Below are 17,844 nucleotides of genomic sequence, written 5' to 3' on the forward strand. Positions count from 1 at the left end.
TCCTTTTGCGTCGGAAAGAGTCACAACACCGCAGACAGGAAAGCTCTCGTCCGCTCATGCTGGGGATTGTTGATGACAGCCTCGGCCGGCCCTTCCTCGATGATGCGCCCATCGTGCATGAACACCACGCGATCCGCCACATCCCGGGCGAACCCCATCTCGTGCGTCACCACAATCATGGTCATACCCGTCCTGGCCAGGTCCTTCATGACCCGCAGTACCTCCCCCACGAGCTCCGGATCCAGCGCCGACGTCGGCTCGTCGAACAGCATCAGCTTCGGCTGCATGCACAACGCCCTGGCAATGGCCACCCGCTGTTGCTGGCCACCTGAGAGATGCCGTGGGTAGGCATGCGCTTTCTCTTGGAGACCGACCTTTTCGAGCAGGTCAAGCGCCCGACGGCGGACCTCGTCCTTGCGGTGTTTGAGCACCCTGAGCGGGGCCTCCATCAAGTTCTCCAGCACCGTCATGTGCGGGAACAGGTTGAAGTGCTGGAAGACCATGCCGATGTCCGTCCGGTCAGCGCAGATCTCGTTGTGCGACTGTTCGTGGAGTTTGTTGCCCTTGATCCGGTATCCGACCACGCGGTCTTCAACCCACAACAGGCCGCCGTCAATCTTTTCCAAGTGGTTCACGCACCGCAGGAACGTACTTTTCCCGGATCCTGAGGCGCCGATCAGGCAGACCACTTCCCCGCTCTTCACGTCCAGGTCTATCCCTTTGAGAACTTCGTTGCTGCCGAAGCTTTTGCGGACACCTTCGGCCCGCACCAGCGGTGTCGCAGCGGTTTGCCGCGGCATGGATTCGGTGGTCATGATGCTTTGCCCTTTCCTGTGGCCAGCGGCGAATGGACCCTAAAGAATTTGCGCAGGCGCTCCATGGTGGTGGGCGGCACGGAGCGGGACGTGCCGCGGGAGAACCGGCGTTCCAGGTATCCCTGTCCAATGCTGAAAATCGTGGTGATGATGATGTACCAGATGCTGGCCACCAGAAGCAGCGGAACTACCTGCAGGTTCTTGGAGTAGATGATCTGCGCGGAGTAGAGGAGCTCCGGGACCGCCAGCACGCTCACCAGCGACGTGGTCTTGAGCATCCCGATGAACTCGTTTCCCGTCGGTGGGATGATGACTCGCATGGCCTGCGGCAGCACCACGCGGGTCAGGGTCTGGAGCCGGGACATGCCCAAGGCACCGGCGGCTTCACTCTGGCCTTGGTCGATGGACTGGATGCCTGCCCGGACAATCTCGGACATGTACGCGGCTTCGTTCAGGCCAAGGCCCAGGATTGCAGCTGCCAAGGGAGTGATGAGCTGGTTTGCATCGAGGCTGACGCCGGGAATGCCAAACGTGATTTCGGGGTAAAGGGCCGACAAGTTGAACCAGAACAGGAGCTGAACCAGCACCGGGGTTCCGCGGAAAATGGTGACGTAGGCGCTGGCTGAGGCCTTGACCACTGGATTCGCGGACAGCTGCATCACGGCCAGGACCACACCCAGACCAACGCCCAGTGCCATGCAGATCACGGTCAGGAACAGTGTGATCCCAATGCCGTTCACGATTGCGACATCCCGGAAGTACAGGGCCACTTTGTCCCAGCCGAAGCGCGGATTGGTCACTGCCGAAACCACCAGAAGAATCACGACGGCGGCAAGAGCCGTCCCTGCCACCCAGCGCCATGGGTGCCGGGCTGGCACCACCGTGAAACGGGCCCGGGCCGTTGCTGTGGCGGTCATGAGTCCACTCATTGTGCGCCTCCGGCGTCGACGGCGTCCGCGCTGATGGTCACGGTCTGAGGGATCCCGTACTTCGTATTGATCTGCTTGTACGTCTCACTCCCAACGAGTTCTTTCACGGCGGCCACGATGGACGCTGTGAGTGGCGAACCCTTGGGCATGGCGATGCCGACGGGTGTGGGGTCGTAGTCCTCGTCACCGGCGAGCTCAAAGGCGCCTCCCGAGAGTTTGCTGGCGTACCCCATGCCGATGAGTCCCGAAAGGACGCTGTCCACGCGGCCCGAGATCAGTGCCAGGTTGGCCTCGTTCTGCGACGGGAAGAGCTGGATGTCGATGGGTGCTTTGCCGACGTCCACGCACTGCTGGGAGAATGCCGGCAGTGTCTCGATTCCCTGCGTCGTCCCCTTCTCACCGCCCACCTTGGTGCCACACAATTTCAGTGGATCAAGGGCGAGCTTCTTGGGGTTGCCCGCCTTGACCGCCAGGCCGGAACCACTGCTTTGGTAAGCGGCAAAGTCTGCGTTCTTCTGGCGTTCAGCCGTGACGTTGAACCCGGAGATGCCGACGTCATACTTGTGCGAGCTGACGCCGGGCAGGATGGTATCGAACGTGGCCGGCACCATCTTGACCTCGAGTCCCAGCGTCTCGCCAAGTGCTGTGGCGAAGTCTGCATCCCAACCCACCACGGTCTTGTTGTCGTCTGCGTAAAACTCGTAGGGCGGGAACGTAGGGTCGGTGCCAACCACCAGTGTTCCCTTGGCTTTGACGTCGGCGGGCAGCAGATCGGCTGCTGCCTGGTTGAATGCAGCCGGAGCCACTGTGGTGGTGCTTTCCGGGCCTGATGTGACGGCGGATTCTTTGCCGGCGTCGAGGGAGGCTGTGGTGCAGCCGGACAATCCGACGGATGCTGCCAGGAGCAGCGCGCCGGTTCTGATGACGTTAGGACGGGACATGATGACCTTCCGGTGGGGTTGTGCCGTGGTCAACGGCGATGTTGACCAGGGTGGTGCCGACGTTGACGATCGCGGGGTGCCGCACGATTGCGACAATCCCGTCAATCGGTGCATGGAAATCTTTGGCAGGCCGATCGAGTTCCTCCACGGAATGGACCCGGGACACGACATCGCCGGCGGTGACCTTCTGGCCGAGTTCCACCATGGGTTCCAACAGTCCGGCCATGGTGGAGTGGACGGCCGATCGTCCTGTGAGCTCCACCCATTGGATGGGCTTTTCCGGAACCGCGCGCTCATCTTTGAGCACGCCCCAGTGGCCCAGCAGTGAGCGGAGCCCTGTCCTGGCCCGGTTCAGGATGGGCAAGGAGACTGTTCCCCGCCCGCCAAGCTCTGTGGAAATCATGGGCACCCCGGCAAGGTCGGCCGCTCCACTGATGGATCCAGCTTTGAGCATGGGCTTGACCGCCACGGAGTAGGGAGCGTTGAAGGCTTCGACTGCGGAGACCTTCTCCGCCCAGAGATCCGGGGTCGGGCCGAGGTAGACGAAGGCAGACGGTACGTACTCCGAAGCGATCCCACCTGAGTGAATGTCCATGACGTAGTCGGCCATGGGAATGAGGTCTTCAGCCACGATGGACGCGATCTGCCGGGCCGGTCCGCCATCGGCTTGGCCGGGCATCGCACGGTTGAGGTTCACGCCATCCACGCTGGCGACGCGTCGGCCTTCCCTGACGGCGGAGATGTTCAATGCCGGCAAGATGATCAACCGCCCGGAAACATCATCGGCCCGGACTGAACGGATCAATTCCTGGAGCAGGATCTGGCCTTCGTATTCATCGCCGTGCGTTCCGGCCAGCAGGAGTACGGTGGGCCCGTCCCCGCCGCTGATCACCGCAACGGGTGAAGGGATCACAGCTGCATCATTCTCGTTGTCCGAGTATTCGATCTCCAGGTAACCCAACTGCTTGCCAGCGGCGGCGAAGTCGATGCCGGCAATACGGGGGACGTGCAAAGTCATGGGGCAACTTTCATGAGGCTTGGTGGAATTGGATTCACTGTATACAGTGAATACCGTGATGTAAACCACGTAGGATCAAATGAGTTTTTCTACCGATGAGGGGATGGGGCGAAATGCCTGCGCAAGCTGCCAAGAAGGTGCGGCCACTGAGCGAACACGTTTACGACAGGATCAGCAATGACATTGTCAATGGCGTCATTGCTCCCGGTGCCGCGCTCGTCCAGGAGCAAATCGCGGAGGAGTACGGAGTTTCCCGCACTCCCGTCCGGGATGCGCTGACGCGGTTGGTGCACGACGGATTGGCAACACTCGAGCCGGGGTCCGGCTACTTCGCAACGACGCTGACACGCTCAGAGGTTGAGGAAGTCTACGAGGTCCGCAAGGCGCTTGAGGTCATGGCCATCAAACAGGCTGGCGCGAAATACACCAATCTTGACATTGCGCGACTGGAGCTTTTGATCGCCGAGGGCGCGGCCAGCACAGACGCCGAGGAGTTGTTCTCAGCCACCCGGGCCTTCCATTTGAGCCTGGCTGCACCATCCCCCAATGGCTTTCTGCTGAAAACGCTCCAATCCGTGTGGGATAACCCCGTCCAGCGGCTCATTAGCCGTTCCTATACTCTGGACCAGGCCAAGCTTGACCGCGTTGCGGACGCGCACCGCAAGATCGTGGCAGCAGCCCGGGCCGGTGACCTGGATGTTCTCATTCCCCTGTTGGACCTCTGCCACGAGAAAGACCAGTAGCTTCAGATCTGAATCAGGCTCAGCACGCCGCCCTGCGGATCCATGATGGTGGCCAGCGAGCCAACCTCGGGCGTTGCTTCAGGTTCCACCAGAACCTCTCCACCGGCAGCGGTCGCAGCTTCCGTGGCCTTTCCAAGGTCGGCAACTCCGAAGTAGATCTGCCAGCCGGCGTCGTCGCCTTCTTCGGCAGGGACGATTCCGGCCACCTCCTCACCATTGACCATCAGCGTGCTGTAGCTGCCGCCGTCGTCCTGGGGATATTCGGTGACCTCGTGCCCGAAAAGCTGCTGGAAGAATGCGACGGCGGCCTGCGGCTCGGGCGTCATGAGCTCAGCCCAGGCCAGCGCCCCGTGTTCATTGAAAAGGTGGCTGCCCACATGCGTCCCCGCTTGCCAGATACCGGTGGCTCCGCCGCCGGGTGCCTCGATGAACGCCAACACACCGGTGTCGGCCACCGCTTCCGGACCGAACTGGAGCTTCCCTCCGGCGTGGGACGCGTCTTCTGCGATCTCCTCAGCGTCAGTCGCAGCGAGGTAGATGTTCCATTGCCCGTTCGTTCCCGCAGCCTCCTGCATGGGGTTTTGCGGGGCGATGACGGCCACCAGGTCCTTGCCCTCGAAGGCCTGGGCGTAGCTGCGGCCGTCCGGAGTTGGCAGGTCCTGATACGTCCAACCGAACACCTGTTGGTAGAAATCCTTGGCCGCTGCGACGTCCCTGGTCTGCAGATCCGCCCAGCAGGGCTCGCCGCTGGCGTAATGGTTTCTCGCCGTCATGCCGCAATTCCCGTCATGATGCTGAAGGCGGCCCCGGCCGGATCCACAAGTACGGCCATGCGTCCGATGCCGGGAACGTCGAAGGCCGGCGCGATCACGTGGCTGCCCATGTCCACAGCTTGGGCCACTGTGGAATCGACGTCCACCACGTTGAAGTAGGTCATCCAAAACGGCAACAGTCCTTCGATCGGAAGTTTCAAGGCACCGGCCACCGTCCTCCCGTCAACCACCAGATTGGTATATTCCTGCAGGTCCCCGGCCGGCGCAGTATTGCTGGCGCAGCCTGTGACGGCTTCGTAGAAGGCCACGGCCTTGGGGACGTCGTTTGTCTGAAGCTCATTCCAGATCATGGTGCCGGGCTCGTTGACCAAACCCGAACCATGATGGTTTCCGGCCTCCCAGAATCCGATTTGGGCGCCAGTGGGATCGGCGGCGAAGAACATGCGGCCACTGCCGTTGGGAACGGTGTCCGGCGGGAAAAGGATGGTTCCGCCTGCGGCCACTGCCCGCTCAGCTGCCTCATCAGCGGAGTCCACAGCAAGGTAATTCGCCCAGTACGACGGCATCCCCTCCGGGGCGTCCGGCAACTGCTGCATCATGCCGGCAACGTTGCGCCCTTGGAGCTTGGCCATGTAATAGGTCATGCCATTCCCTGCGTCCATGGGGTCCAACTCCCAGCCGAAAAGGTCGCGGTAGAAGTTCTTGGAGACTTCGACGTCAGTGGAGGACAGGTCCACCCAACATGGTGTCCCCTGTTTGTAGCTTTCGACCTCCGGCATGGCGTTCCCTTTCGATGAGCGTTGTCCTCCATCAACTTAGTACCGGGGTCTGACAGTGACAACGCCCCAGCGGCTCCCCGGCCATGAGGCCAGGCAGCCGCTGCTCGCCCTTACCCGGGAAGCCGGACAGGCTCGACGGCGTCTTCCGCCGCTGGGCGGGTCAGCCGCCTGGACAGCAGGGTCATGACGGCGACAGCCAACACCACCGGGATGCACACCGCAAGGACGATGCTTTGCGGTGACTGGCCCGTCGCCAGCAGGACACCGCCCAGTGCAGGACCGACGATGGAACCCAGCCGGCCAAGGGCGGCGGCCCAGGCAACGCCGGACGTGCGCGAAGACGCCGGGTAGACCGAGACGGCAACCGCCGCTTGTCCCACCATGCTGGTGGCCAAGCCCATCCCGACTCCTGCAAACAGGAGCAGGAGCTGCCACTGCCCAGGATGCCCCAGCGCAATCATGAGCAAGAACGCAATGGCCACAGCGGCGGCGACCACCAGCATCCGGCTGGTCTTGAAACGGACCGAGAACACCATGAGCAGCAGGGCTCCAACGATTCCGCCGATGCCCAGTGCGGCGGCCCCAAGCGGCGCCATGGCGAGGCCGAGACCGAAGTTCGTCAGGAGCGTGGGGAGCCACGAGGAGAAAGCATAGAAGGTTGCAAAGATCAGGAAGGCAAACGACCAGAGCAGAACGGTGGACACCCCGAATCCGTTCCGGAACAGGCTCTGCACGGTTTCCTGTCCTGCCCGGGACGAAGGCTTGGGTGCCTCGGCATCCTTGATCCCAAACCACATGATGGGCAAAAGAATGACCGGCAAGATGGCACCGAGCCAGAATATTGACTGCCATCCGAGATCGCCGATCAGCTTCCCGCCACTCAAACCTGCAGCCAACGATCCCGCGGAGAGGCCCATGGTCACGAAAACGGCAATGCGTTCGCGCTTGCCGCCGCTTCTCCCTGCAGTTGCCAAAGATATGGCTGACGGCAATACGGCACCCAAACCGACTCCGGTCACGAAGCGGGCGATAGTCATGAAGGGGATACCCGCGGACATCGCAGTCAAGGCCGACCCCAGAGCGAAGGCAACCACTCCGGCCAAGAGCATCCGTCTCAGGCCAAGACGGACTGACAACCGCCCGCAAATCATGTAGCCCAGCACCACCCCAGCATTGGTGGCGATGAGTGGCGCCGCAAACGCCGCTGGCGACAAGGACCAGTCCTTCGCCAGGCTGGGGACAGCGAGACCCAAGGAAGCAGTATCAAAGCCGTCCAGCAGCACCGCGAGGAACGTCAGGACGATGACCGCCCAGCGGGACCGGCTTTTCGCTTGGCCTTCAGGTGGATGGGACTTGCTTGCGGAAGTGTTGGATTCAAGCATGGGGATTCCTTTCGAAAGGCGCGGAGGAATAGCCGTCGGACGGATATCCGGCAGCGTTGGGGAGACGAAAGTGCTTACTGTTTTTTGCTCTATTGATCCAGGGACCCGTGGGTGACCGTCCCCGCCGCCATGGTCAGCTCAACTCCGATGCCGGCGATGTCGTCGGGATCAACGGCGCGTGGGTCTGCGGCGAGGACTACAAGATCTGCGAGCATGCCGGCCCGGATGGTGCCTGTGCGGTGCTCGTCGGAAGCGCACCATGCACTGCCGCTGGTGTACATCCGCAATGCTTCTTCGGCCGTGACCGCCCATTCCTGACCCAGCACTCCCGCGGATCGGCTGCGCCGCGTGACGGAACTCGAAATACCCCGAAGCGGCTGGAACGGTGCAACCGGGCTGTCCGAACCGCCGCCGACTGGCGCGTCGACGTTTCTCACGTACTGCGACAACGGGGCGATGTTGGCAGCACGGTCGCGGCCGAGATACTCGGCGAATCCGCCACCCAGAGCATAGTGAAGCGGTTCCTGGGCCGCGACTCCCGCACCCAAAGCGTTCAGCCTGCCCCAATGGTCGTCCTGGGGGTACAGCATGTGAATGAGGGTCCAGCGGGCATCCGAAATGGGACTCATCGAATGCGCTGCTTCAAAGGCAGTCAGGGCCATGTCGATCCCGGCATCACCAACGCAGTGCGCACCAACAGGAAGAGCCGCGCGGTTGGCCGCAACGCAAATGTCCGCCAGTTCCGTCGCCGATTGGAACGATTTGCCGCACGGGTACCCGGGATCATCCTGCCGCTCGTAAGGGTCGCGGTAAAAACCGGTCTCGACGCCGCCGTCGACGCAGAGTTTCACGCCCAACGTCCGCAACCAGACGTCGTCGAGCTGCGCTTTGACGGTTCCGGAATCGAGCAGTTCCACGGCCTCCGCGGCTGTGCCGCCCGGTGTCGGGAGCTTCCACATCATGGACACCCTGACCTTCTGCTGCCCTTCCGCGTACACGGCCTTGTATGCGTCCATCTCGTCAAGCGTCAACCCGGGATCGATGACCGCCGTGATCCCGGCGGCGCTGTACTGCTGCTGGACCGCCTCCAAGGCGGCGCGGTAGTCCTCAAGACCCGGCTTGGGCAACTGGTTCAGCAGCCCGGCGACATAGCCGCTCCCTACGATCTGCCCCGTCAACGTTCCGCCATCGCGAAGGTAGCTTGCGCCGTCAGGGGCCTCACTGGCTTCCGTGATCCCAAAGCGCTCCAGGGCCAGCGAATTCAGCACCACGTTGTGACCTCCCCTGCGAACGATCAGCGGGTTGTCAGGGGCGATGGCGTCGAGTTCGCTCCGCGTCGGCATGCGCCTTTCGGCCAAGCCGCTCTCGTGCCAGTCACTCGCGGTGACCACCCACTCGCCGGGCGCCGCGGTTTCCGCCTGGTCTTGGACAACAGCCAACAGCTCGGGGATGGATCCGGACCTCGACAGCGTTGGCAGCAGCAGCCCCAGTCCCGTGGAAAGCATATGGTTATGCGAGTCGTGGAAGCCTGCGCACAGGAAGCGGCCCCCAAGGTTCACCAATTTCGTTGCCGGGCCTGCAAGCCGGAGCGCTTCGGCATCGCTCCCGACCCACGTAATGGTTTGCCCCGCCACAGCCACGGCGGTCACGTCATCGGTGCCCGGTGCGCTCTCCGCCATGACCGTTCCACCATGGAAAATGACGTCGGGCCATTCGCCCGCTATCTGTGAAGTGTCTCCCACGATTGCCTCCCGCCGGCCGCAGCCTCATATAGCGATTCCTTTATGACCGTCATAAAGAGTCGATATCTTGAGGAGACTGTAGCCCTGTCGCGACGAGTGCGCAATGGTTTGACGTAATTTGGTATACCAGATTACGTCACAAAAAAGGGCCCGCAGGGTACGCCAATGGCTGGCGTGCCCTGCGGGCCCTTTTCAGAGATATTCGGCATCCGGGGATGCGCGACGACCTGATGTACGACGGCGGTACGCAACTCAGTGCCAGGGGCACCTGATGGTTGCGACAGCTATCCGATACGGCGGGTGTCTACCTCGTCGTCATCGTCTTCCGCGTACTTGTCCTCATAAGCCGAGTAGTCCGGCTCCGGGGGATCTTCCGGGAAGTGGCTCTTTGCACGACTAGATGGACCCGTGAGCTCCCGCTCAAGTGCCGAATAGTCAGTGTTCGGGGAGTAGTACTTAATGTCCCGAGCCTGCTTGGTAGCTTTTGCCTTTTGACGGCCGCGCCCCATGGCGTGACCCCCTTTTGTACTTGGACCGGAGGTGGTCACCTTGGCTATCGGTGAGGCCCCGGAATGTTTGGTCAATTTGTCGTATGTCTAGATTACATGCTTTCGAGGGTGCCTGCGTGCCAGTCGCGCGCCATGTGTGGGGTGTCTCAGGCCGAAAGCGTCTCGAAGCCCCTCCAATGGAGCCGAATTTTAGGTAGAGTCTGCCTCAATGCGGCTCCACAGCAGGAAGGCATCCCCGGGACATGAGCCAGGACAGCACTCCCCCACAGGATAATTCGCCAGGCAATCGAGGCGAGAATGGCATTCCACACATGCCCCCGCTGCCGCCTGAAATGATACTGCCACCCGTCGAACCCGAACCGGCGCCGTCCATGGATCCCATTAAGCGCCAGAGGCTTGTTATCGGTGGGATCGTTGTGGGTGTCCTGGCCCTCATTGGCGTGGTCATCTGGGTGCTGCTGAACTTGCTGGGCAGTACCCAACAGCAGGCCACCATCACACCGTCCCCCACGGCAACACTTGGTCCCCTCCCCCGGGACACCGAGTCCAAGGACTTCCAAGTAGGCGACTGCTTTGCCGACTTTGATCCCAATGCCCCCAAGGCCCGGGTCGTAGCCTGCGACACTGGGCACTCCGCCCAGCTGGCCGCAGTCCACACCTACGCAGCCGAAGATTCCTTCCCTGGCACCAACGCCTTGAGGGACAAGGGCCTTGAGGTCTGCGGAACCATGACGTTGAACAACGAGGTAGCCCAAAAGTACGTCACGCTCCAACTGCTCAAGCAAAATGTCTACCCGAGCCAAACCAGTTGGGACCGTGGCGACCGACGCGTGGATTGCTTCATCGTGGTGGATTCAGGCAACACCCTCAAGGACGATCTCCTCGAGAAGTAGCCGTTACTCCTTCCGGCGAACGGTGAGGCCCGCACGCATTGGCGCGCCGCCGTCGGGCGCTGAGAATGCCGCCAGACCTTCAATGGTGAGTTCATCGACGTCGGCCGCCGTGTCCACAAGCACGGTGTCGCCGTCATTGATCTCGCCGGCCAGGATCTCCTTGGCAAGCCTGTCGCCAATTTCGCGCTGGACCAGCCGACGCAATGGCCGTGCTCCGTACGCGGGGTCATACCCGTCCATGGCAAGCCAGGCGCGCGCACCGTCCGTGACTTCAAGGCTGAGCCGGCGGTCCCGCAAGCGCTTGGTGAGCTCTGCGACGTGGAGCTCCACGATCCTGGCGAGCTCGTCGACTGACAGGGGGTCGAAGAGCACGATCTCGTCGAGGCGGTTGAGGAACTCAGGCTTGAAGGATGCGTGGACCACCGCCATCACGGCGTCGCGTTTGGCCTTGGCATCGAGCGACTGGTCCACCAGGAACTGGCTTCCGGAGTTGGAGGTCAGCACCAGAATCGTGTTGCGGAAGTCCACAGTGCGTCCCTGGCCGTCGGTGAGCCGGCCGTCGTCGAGCACCTGCAGGAGAATGTCGAAGACCTCCGGGTGGGCCTTCTCAACTTCGTCGAGCAACACCACCGAGTACGGCCTGCGGCGGACGGCCTCAGTGAGCTGGCCACCTTCCTCATATCCAACGTATCCGGGAGGGGCACCAACCAGTCGGGCCACCGAGTGCTTCTCACCGTACTCGGACATATCGATCCGAATCATTGCGCGTTCGTCGTCAAACAGGAAGTCCGCCAAGGCTTTGGCCAGCTCGGTCTTGCCAACGCCCGTGGGGCCCAGGAACAGGAACGAGCCAGTGGGACGGTTGGGGTCGCTGATGCCGGCGCGGGCACGGCGAACGGCGTCTGAGACCGCCTGGACAGCCTTGGACTGGCCGATCAGCCGCTTGCCGAGTTCAGCTTCCATATGGAGCAGCTTTTGGGATTCACCCTGCAGCATGCGCCCCGCCGGGATGCCCGTCCATGCTGAGATGACCTCGGCGATATCGTCCGCTGTGACTTCCTCGGCGACCATGAGCTCCGGTTTTGCGTCACCCGCGGTCCGCGCCGATTCCTCCTCGGCCGCGGCGTTGAGTTCACGCTCGAGTGCGGGGAGTTCGCCATAAAGGATGCGGGACGCCGATTCCAGGTCTCCTTCGCGCTGGTATTTGTCCGCGGCTGAACGGAGCTCGTCAATCTTCGCCTTGAGGTCGCCAACCCGGTTGAGCCCGGCTTTCTCGGCCTCCCAGCGCGCGTTCAACGCACCCAACGCCTCCTTCTTGTCAGCCATATCGGCACGGAGGGCGGCCAGCCGCTCCACTGACGCAGGATCGGTCTCACCTTGGAGCGCCAGCTCTTCCATGGTCAGACGGTCGACGGCGCGGCGGAGCTGGTCGATCTCCTCCGGAGCCGAATCGATTTCCATGCGGAGCCGGGATGCTGCCTCATCCACGAGGTCGATCGCTTTGTCGGGCAGCTGCCGGCCCGAGATGTAGCGGTTGGACAGAGTTGCCGCCGCCACCAGCGCAGAGTCGGCGATGGCCACCTTGTGGTGGGCCTCGTAGCGTTCTTTGAGACCGCGGAGAATACCAATGGTGTCCTCGACGCTCGGCTCGCCCACGTAGACCTGCTGGAAACGTCGTTCCAGCGCGGGGTCCTTTTCGATGTTTTCGCGGTACTCGTCCAGGGTGGTGGCGCCGATGAGCCGGAGTTCGCCACGCGCCAGCATCGGCTTGAGCATGTTTCCCGCGTCCATGGCACTTTCACCCGTGGCGCCGGCACCGACGACTGTGTGGATTTCATCGATGAACGTGACGATCTGGCCGTTGGAGTTCTTGATCTCCTCCAGCACGGCCTTCAACCGCTCTTCGAACTCACCGCGGTACTTTGCGCCCGCCACCATGGAGGCCAGGTCCAGGGCAATGAGCGTCTTGCCGCGGAGGCTCTCCGGGACGTCCCCGGCCACCATCCGCTGGGCCAGGCCTTCGACGACAGCAGTCTTGCCCACACCGGGTTCACCAATGAGGACAGGGTTGTTCTTTGTGCGGCGGCTCAGAACCTGGACCACGCGACGGATCTCGCTGTCGCGCCCGATCACAGGGTCCAGCTTGCCGGAACGTGCTACGGCTGTGAGATCCGTGCCGAATTTCTCGAGGGCCTGGAACGTATTTTCGGGATCCGGAGAGGTGACTTTCCGGTCACCGCGGACACCCGGCAGGGCGGCAAGCAGCGCTTCGTGGGAGGCACCGGCGTCGCGCATCAGCTTCCCCACGGCGTCGCTCCCGGCCGAAAGGCCCAACAACAGGTGTTCGGTAGAGACGAAGGAGTCGCCGAGTTTGTCAGCCTCGTTCTGGGCGGCCTGGATGGCCTGCATGGACTGACGGGAGAGCTGGGCCTGCTGCACGGAACCGCCGGATGACGACGGCAACGACTTGATGGCAGAACTGGCCTGCACGCTCACGGCATCAGGATCCGCGCCGGTGGCACGCAAAAGCGCCACGGCCACGCCCTCACGCTGATCCATGAGGGCCTTCAACAGGTGTGCCGGTTCGAGTTGAGGATTGCCGGCTGTGGAAGCGTTCATGGCGGCCGCAGAGAGGGCCTCCTGGCTTTTGGTGGTGAACTTGACGTCCAAGAGAGCTCCCTTTCTGGAGTGTGACCAATACTTTCAAAGTTGAGTCTACTACGCTCAACTTTGCTTTTCGGCCCTCTGGGTTCCATGTTTGCCCACAGCGAAGCAGGTGTCCAGACGAAACCATGGCTATGTGGATTACGCAGGTCTACGATCGGTCTGTGACCCGGCGGTTCCCCGGCCAGAGCGTCCCTTATCGCATCGGAAAAGACACGTCACCAAGAAGTTTGTGGTGCTCTACAAGTCCCCTCAGTTCGCAGAATCCGCCATGGCCGACGCCTCGCCGGAGGCAGCCGAGGAGGGCATGAACGTTTGGATGGATTGGGCCAACAAAGCCGGCCGACAGCATCGTTGATCTCGGCACTCCCCTTGGCGCGAGCAAGGAGATTGGCAACTCCGGTGAGACCGATGCAGAGGCCAACGTTGGCGGCTACAGCATCCTTCAGGCGGAGGACATGGATTCCGTCCTCGCAATCTTGGAAGGCCACCCGCACTTCATGATGGGACCGGATGCGACCATCCAGGTGTTCGAAGCTCTCGAGCTTCCGGGCATGTAGCTGGTCCCTCCGCACCCGTTCCCGCCGAGCGCACCCGTTCCAGTCATCCGCCGCACCCGTTCCGGCCGAGCGCACCCGTTCCCGCCGAGCGCACCCGTAACCACTGGCGCGGACGGCGGGAACTGGTGCGCCCGCCCCAAGCTCGATCCGGGGACCGTAGGCTGGGCCCATGAAATCAATCGCCACTGCGGACGAATTGGAAGAACTCATTGGCCTCCCCCTTGAGAGAGTGCGCCGAAAAGTGCGCAGCTCGCTCAGCGACTTCGACCGGCAATGGCTTGCGGCCAGCCCCTTCTGCGTGATCTCGACGGCGGACGCGCACGGCCGCGTCGATGCCTCTCCGAAGGGCGATCCCGCCGGCTTCATCCTGGTCCTGGACGACGCCACCATTGCTATCCCCGAGCGCCCGGGGAACAAGTTGGCTTTCGGCTTCCGGAATATCCTGGAGAACCCGAACGTCGGAGTGCTCTCAGTCGTGCCGGGCCGCACGGATACGCTGCGGATCAACGGCAAGGCACGCATCGTCAGCGACGCCGACTTCTTCGATCGCATGGTGGTCAAAGGCCACAGGCCGCGCGCCGCCGTCGTTGTTTCTGTGGAGGAAGTGTTCACGCACTGCGGCAAGGCGTTCATGCGCAGCGGCCTGTGGGAGCCTGGCACGTGGGATGCCGATGGCCTGCCGAGCATTGCCTTGCTCTCCAAAACGTACGTCCAGCCAGAGACTCCGTTGGCAGACCTTGAGCAGTACTACGGGCCGTCGTACGCAGAACGGATGTATCGGGATTAGCGTGCGAAGCCCTACGCGGGGTAGATGGACACCAAGGCAGACTTGACCACAAACCGCACCGACATCCCAGGGACGAGCCCCAGGTCCGCTGAGGCCGCGGGCGTGATATCCGCAAACAGCGTGCCCACACCCTGCCGGACCGGGCCACCTGCTCCCTGCCCGACTGGGCTTCCGGCGCGGACGCGAATCTGGTCGCCGTGCGGCTCAAGGTCCGTGATGGTGACGGGGAAGGAATTGCGCGGACTACCGTGCACATCGCCCAGGAAGACGGAGACCGCCGACGGCGGAAACGCCGCCACGCCTGCCTGGCCGGGCGTGGGTGACCACAGGGGATCGTGCTGTCCGGCGAAAAACCGGCCATCCGGCGTCGTAATTCCCGCATCCGTGATGGTGCCGGTGACGAGGTTGAGGCCTGCAAGTCCGGCGGCGAAATGGCTACGGGGTCGTTCCAGGACTTGCCGCGTTGGGCCTTCCTCTGCAATCCGCCCATTTTCCACGACGATGACGCGGTCGGCGAGCATGTACGCATCCAAGACATCGTGCGTGACGATGATGGCCTGCCGACCGGAAAGAACCCGCTTGAGCACCCTGCGCAGCAACGGAGCTGCGTGAATGTCCAGGGCTGCCATGGGTTCGTCGAGCAACAGGAGCGCTGGATCGGCAGCGAGTGCGCGTGCCACGGCCACGCGCTGGGCCTGCCCGCCGGACAGTTGGGCGGGCTTCCGTGACGCGAGCGGCAGTGCGTCGACTTCGGACAGCCAGTGGCGGGCGGTTTCGCGCGCCACAGCCTTCGACGCACCCGTGCTGCGCGGGCCGAAGGCCACATTGTCCAGGGCATTAAGGTGCGGAAACAAGAGGGCTTCCTGGGCCAGCAGCGCCGTGCCGCGAAGGTGCGGCGCCGTCCAGAGCCGGGTGCCGCCGTCGAGTTCGAACAACTGCAAGTCACCGAGTCGGGCAGCGCCGGAATCCGGCCGCAGCAGCCCGGCAATCACACCAAGCAACGTAGACTTGCCCGCACCATTTGGCCCCAGAATCGCTACGGTTTCCGAACGACCGAGGCTCAGGGACATGTCGAAATCCCTGGCATGAAGGCGTGCCTGCAGCTCAAAACTCACGGCTGAACCTCCACCGGAGCGCTCGTGTTGCGACGACCATAGCTGAGTCCTACAACCGCCACGGCGACTGCCACGAGGACCAGCGACAATGCGACGGCGGCATCGGCGTCGGTCTCGCGTTGCAAGTAGATTTCCAGCGGAAGGGTTCGAGTTACGCCCTCCAAACTGCCGGCGAACGTGAGCGTGGCGCCAAACTCGCCGAGACTCCGCGCGAACGACAACACCGCTCCGGAAGCCAGTCCCGGCAAGACGAGCGGCACGGTCACGCGGCGCAGGACAGTTGTGGGCCGCGCGCCCAAGGTTGCGGCGACCATCTCGTAACGATTCCCGGCTGTTCGCAACGCCCCTTCGAGGCTGACCACCAGGAACGGCAAAGCCACGAAGGTCTGGGCGAGGACGACGGCGGTGGTGGAGAAGGCGATGTGGATACCGGCCACTTCGAGCGACTTCCCCAGCAGGCCTTGGCGGCCGAACGTGTACAAGAGCGCAATACCTCCGACGACGGGCGGCAGCACGAGGGGCAACAGCACGAACGCCCTGAGTAGCCGTTGGCCCGGGAAGGGGCTGCGCGCAAGAACCAACGCCAGCGGAATGCCCATGACGACGCACAACGCCGTGCTCGCCGCTGACGTGCGGAGGCTCAGGCCGAGCGCAGTGACTGAGGATTCCGACGTGATCAGTGGGATGAATTGCGGCCAGTTGACCTTGGCCACCATCGCCACCAGCGGCAGCAGGACAAAAAGTGCCCCGGCTGCCGCGATGACATAAATCCATGGTGGAACGCCGGTGTAGCCGGTGCCACGTCGACGATTCATGAAGTCCTTACCGAGATCCTTACGGGGTGCCGAATCCGGCGTCGTTCAGCACCTTCTTGCCTTCGCTGCTGGTGACCATGCCGATGAATGCCTGGGCGAGTTCCTTGTTCTTGCTCGCGCCCACTGTAGCAATCGGGTAGGTGTTCACGGCTTTGTCCGACTCCGGGAAAGGGATGCCCTTGACCTTGTCGCCCGCGTTTTTGACGTCGGTGACGTAGACAAGGCCCGCGTCGGCCTCCTGCGAGGTGACCTTGCCGAGCACGTCGGTTACCGACGACTCTTCGCTGACCGGTGTCAGCGTAGTTGCGGTCGCCTTCTCAATGGTTTCGGTGGCGGACCCACACGGAACCTGCGGCGCGCAGACCACTACTTTTATACCCGGCCGGGCGAGGTCGGCAAAGGAAGCGATCGACGCCGGATTGCTGGGCGGGACGGCGATTTCCAGGACGTTGGTGGCAAAGTTGGTTGCGGTGCCGTCGACCAATTTCGCGTCCGAAAGTTTGGTCATGTTCTTGGTGTCGGCGGATGCGAAGACGTCCGCCGGTGCACCCTGTGTAATCTGCGTGACCAGGTCCGAGGAACCGGCGAAGTTCAGTGTGACTTTGGCGCCGGGGTTCTTCGCCTCAAAGTCGCTGGCCAACTTGGTGAACGTTGCCTTCAGGGAGGCCGCAGCAAAGACCGTGATCTCGCCGGTCAAGGTGGGTGTGGAACTGGCTGTGCCGGTTGATGCTGCTGTGCCGGTTGATGCTGAGCTGGGGTTTCCTGAAACGCAGCCCGCGAGGCTGGCGGCCAGGGTGCCGGCAGCGAGGAGGGCCGCGACGTTCCTGCGGGTGATGCTCATACGATGCTCTTTCCTTGGGGTGTTTCGATGATGACGGTGGTGGCCTTGACCACGGCCGTGGCGACTGAGCCGAGTTCGAGCCCGAGTTCACGGACGGCTTCGCTGCTCATCAGGGAAACGACGCGGAACGGTCCGCATTGAAGCTCTACCTGGGCCATGACTTTGTCGGCCGTAATACCCGTAACGAGTCCCACAAAACGATTGCGGGCCGAACTTCCAGAGCGCGCAGGGTCATCAGGGAGGTGCGACTGGTCCCGTGCAAGCTTGGCGAGTTCCAACCCATCCACAGCAAGCCTGCCCGATGCGTCCTTTTGGGCCGTGAGGGTCCCGTTCTCGGTCCAGCGCCTCACGGTGTCATCGCTGACTCCCAAAAAGCGAGCAGCCTCGGAAATTCGTATTTGCGGCATGAGAAGAGTGTAGATCCGTAGATGCGGATTCAGAGTCTTGATTTCACCGCAAACGAAATATGACTCCTTGGTGGCTCTTCTTCGTGGCGGCGCACCAGTTCCCGCCGCACGCACCAGTTCGACCTTCCGGG

The 17,844-nt window shown here is 62.7% G+C and carries 17 protein-coding genes; 3 read left to right on the forward strand and 14 right to left on the reverse strand.

What is annotated here, in order from left to right:
* Positions 1-20: 20 nt before the first annotated feature.
* From ACIQC5_RS13275 to ACIQC5_RS13290, 4 genes are read right to left on the reverse strand one after another with little or no spacing between them, the layout of a single operon-like run.
* Complete coding sequence (locus ACIQC5_RS13275) at positions 21-815, reverse strand: amino acid ABC transporter ATP-binding protein (protein WP_400282870.1); 795 nt, start codon at positions 813-815, stop codon at positions 21-23.
* Complete coding sequence (locus ACIQC5_RS13280; protein WP_400282872.1) at positions 812-1,732, reverse strand: amino acid ABC transporter permease; 921 nt, start codon at positions 1,730-1,732, stop codon at positions 812-814. Before ACIQC5_RS13280 ends, ACIQC5_RS13275 begins: the two co-directional genes overlap by 4 nt.
* A gap of 8 nt (positions 1,733-1,740) precedes the next feature.
* Entirely contained in the window at positions 1,741-2,685 is a 945-nt protein-coding gene (locus tag ACIQC5_RS13285) for an ABC transporter substrate-binding protein (protein ID WP_400282875.1), read from the reverse strand.
* Positions 2,672-3,703 (reverse strand): succinylglutamate desuccinylase/aspartoacylase family protein, encoded by a 1,032-nt coding sequence (locus ACIQC5_RS13290; protein WP_400282877.1) that lies wholly within the window; start codon positions 3,701-3,703, stop codon positions 2,672-2,674. Before ACIQC5_RS13290 ends, ACIQC5_RS13285 begins: the two co-directional genes overlap by 14 nt.
* Positions 3,704-3,816: 113 nt before the next feature.
* On the opposite strand from ACIQC5_RS13290, the gene ACIQC5_RS13295 reads away from it, so the two are divergent.
* A complete protein-coding gene (locus ACIQC5_RS13295) occupies positions 3,817-4,446 on the forward strand; it encodes a GntR family transcriptional regulator (protein WP_400282879.1) in 630 nt (209 codons plus the stop codon).
* Between the two features lie 2 nt (positions 4,447-4,448).
* Here the strand turns inward: ACIQC5_RS13295 and ACIQC5_RS13300 are convergent, their stop codons facing one another.
* The 5 genes from ACIQC5_RS13300 to ACIQC5_RS13320 all read right to left on the reverse strand — a co-directional run bounded on the left by ACIQC5_RS13300 (position 4,449) and on the right by ACIQC5_RS13320 (position 9,631).
* On the reverse strand, positions 4,449-5,219 hold the full coding sequence (locus ACIQC5_RS13300; protein WP_400282882.1) for a VOC family protein: 771 nt from the start codon (positions 5,217-5,219) through the stop codon (positions 4,449-4,451).
* Complete coding sequence (locus ACIQC5_RS13305; protein ID WP_400282885.1) at positions 5,216-5,998, reverse strand: VOC family protein; 783 nt, start codon at positions 5,996-5,998, stop codon at positions 5,216-5,218. Before ACIQC5_RS13305 ends, ACIQC5_RS13300 begins: the two co-directional genes overlap by 4 nt.
* Before the next feature lie 110 nt (positions 5,999-6,108).
* Positions 6,109-7,380: an MFS transporter gene (locus ACIQC5_RS13310; RefSeq protein WP_400282887.1), complete on the reverse strand. Its 1,272-nt coding sequence runs from the start codon at positions 7,378-7,380 to the stop codon at positions 6,109-6,111.
* Between the two features lie 89 nt (positions 7,381-7,469).
* Positions 7,470-9,122 carry an amidohydrolase gene (locus tag ACIQC5_RS13315; protein WP_400282890.1) on the reverse strand — a complete coding sequence of 551 codons (1,653 nt, stop codon included), beginning with the start codon at positions 9,120-9,122 and terminating at the stop codon, positions 7,470-7,472.
* Between the two features lie 284 nt (positions 9,123-9,406).
* A complete protein-coding gene (locus tag ACIQC5_RS13320; protein WP_364165422.1) occupies positions 9,407-9,631 on the reverse strand; it encodes a DUF3073 domain-containing protein in 225 nt (74 codons plus the stop codon).
* A 371-nt stretch (positions 9,632-10,002) separates the two neighbouring features.
* Here ACIQC5_RS13320 and ACIQC5_RS13325 point away from each other — a divergent pair, with 371 nt between their 5' ends.
* Positions 10,003-10,524, forward strand: a complete 522-nt coding sequence (locus tag ACIQC5_RS13325) for a septum formation family protein (RefSeq protein ID WP_400282893.1) — start codon at positions 10,003-10,005, stop codon at positions 10,522-10,524.
* A gap of 3 nt (positions 10,525-10,527) precedes the next feature.
* Here ACIQC5_RS13325 and clpB read toward each other — a convergent pair whose 3' ends face one another.
* The gene (gene clpB, locus ACIQC5_RS13330; protein WP_400282895.1) at positions 10,528-13,194 is read right to left on the reverse strand and encodes an ATP-dependent chaperone ClpB; all 2,667 of its coding nucleotides are present in this window, start codon (positions 13,192-13,194) and stop codon (positions 10,528-10,530) included.
* Between the two features lie 723 nt (positions 13,195-13,917).
* On the opposite strand from clpB, the gene ACIQC5_RS13335 reads away from it, so the two are divergent.
* Complete coding sequence (locus ACIQC5_RS13335; protein ID WP_400282898.1) at positions 13,918-14,535, forward strand: MSMEG_1061 family FMN-dependent PPOX-type flavoprotein; 618 nt, start codon at positions 13,918-13,920, stop codon at positions 14,533-14,535.
* An 11-nt stretch (positions 14,536-14,546) separates the two neighbouring features.
* Here ACIQC5_RS13335 and ACIQC5_RS13340 read toward each other — a convergent pair whose 3' ends face one another.
* The 4 genes from ACIQC5_RS13340 to ACIQC5_RS13355 are packed head-to-tail and all read right to left on the reverse strand — an operon-like array spanning position 14,547 to position 17,713.
* Entirely contained in the window at positions 14,547-15,650 is a 1,104-nt protein-coding gene (locus tag ACIQC5_RS13340; RefSeq protein ID WP_400282901.1) for a sulfate/molybdate ABC transporter ATP-binding protein, read from the reverse strand.
* Positions 15,647-16,465: an ABC transporter permease gene (locus ACIQC5_RS13345; protein WP_400282903.1), complete on the reverse strand. Its 819-nt coding sequence runs from the start codon at positions 16,463-16,465 to the stop codon at positions 15,647-15,649. Before ACIQC5_RS13345 ends, ACIQC5_RS13340 begins: the two co-directional genes overlap by 4 nt.
* 19 nt (positions 16,466-16,484) lie before the next feature.
* Positions 16,485-17,306: a molybdate ABC transporter substrate-binding protein gene (modA, locus tag ACIQC5_RS13350; protein WP_400282905.1), complete on the reverse strand. Its 822-nt coding sequence runs from the start codon at positions 17,304-17,306 to the stop codon at positions 16,485-16,487.
* Positions 17,303-17,713 carry a TOBE domain-containing protein gene (locus ACIQC5_RS13355; RefSeq protein ID WP_309928491.1) on the reverse strand — a complete coding sequence of 137 codons (411 nt, stop codon included), beginning with the start codon at positions 17,711-17,713 and terminating at the stop codon, positions 17,303-17,305. Before ACIQC5_RS13355 ends, modA begins: the two co-directional genes overlap by 4 nt.
* Between the last annotated feature and the right edge of the window lie 131 nt (positions 17,714-17,844).

Source organism: Paenarthrobacter sp. NPDC092416 (assembly GCF_044755025.1).
In the GTDB taxonomy this organism is placed as follows: Bacteria; Actinomycetota; Actinomycetes; order Actinomycetales; family Micrococcaceae; genus Arthrobacter.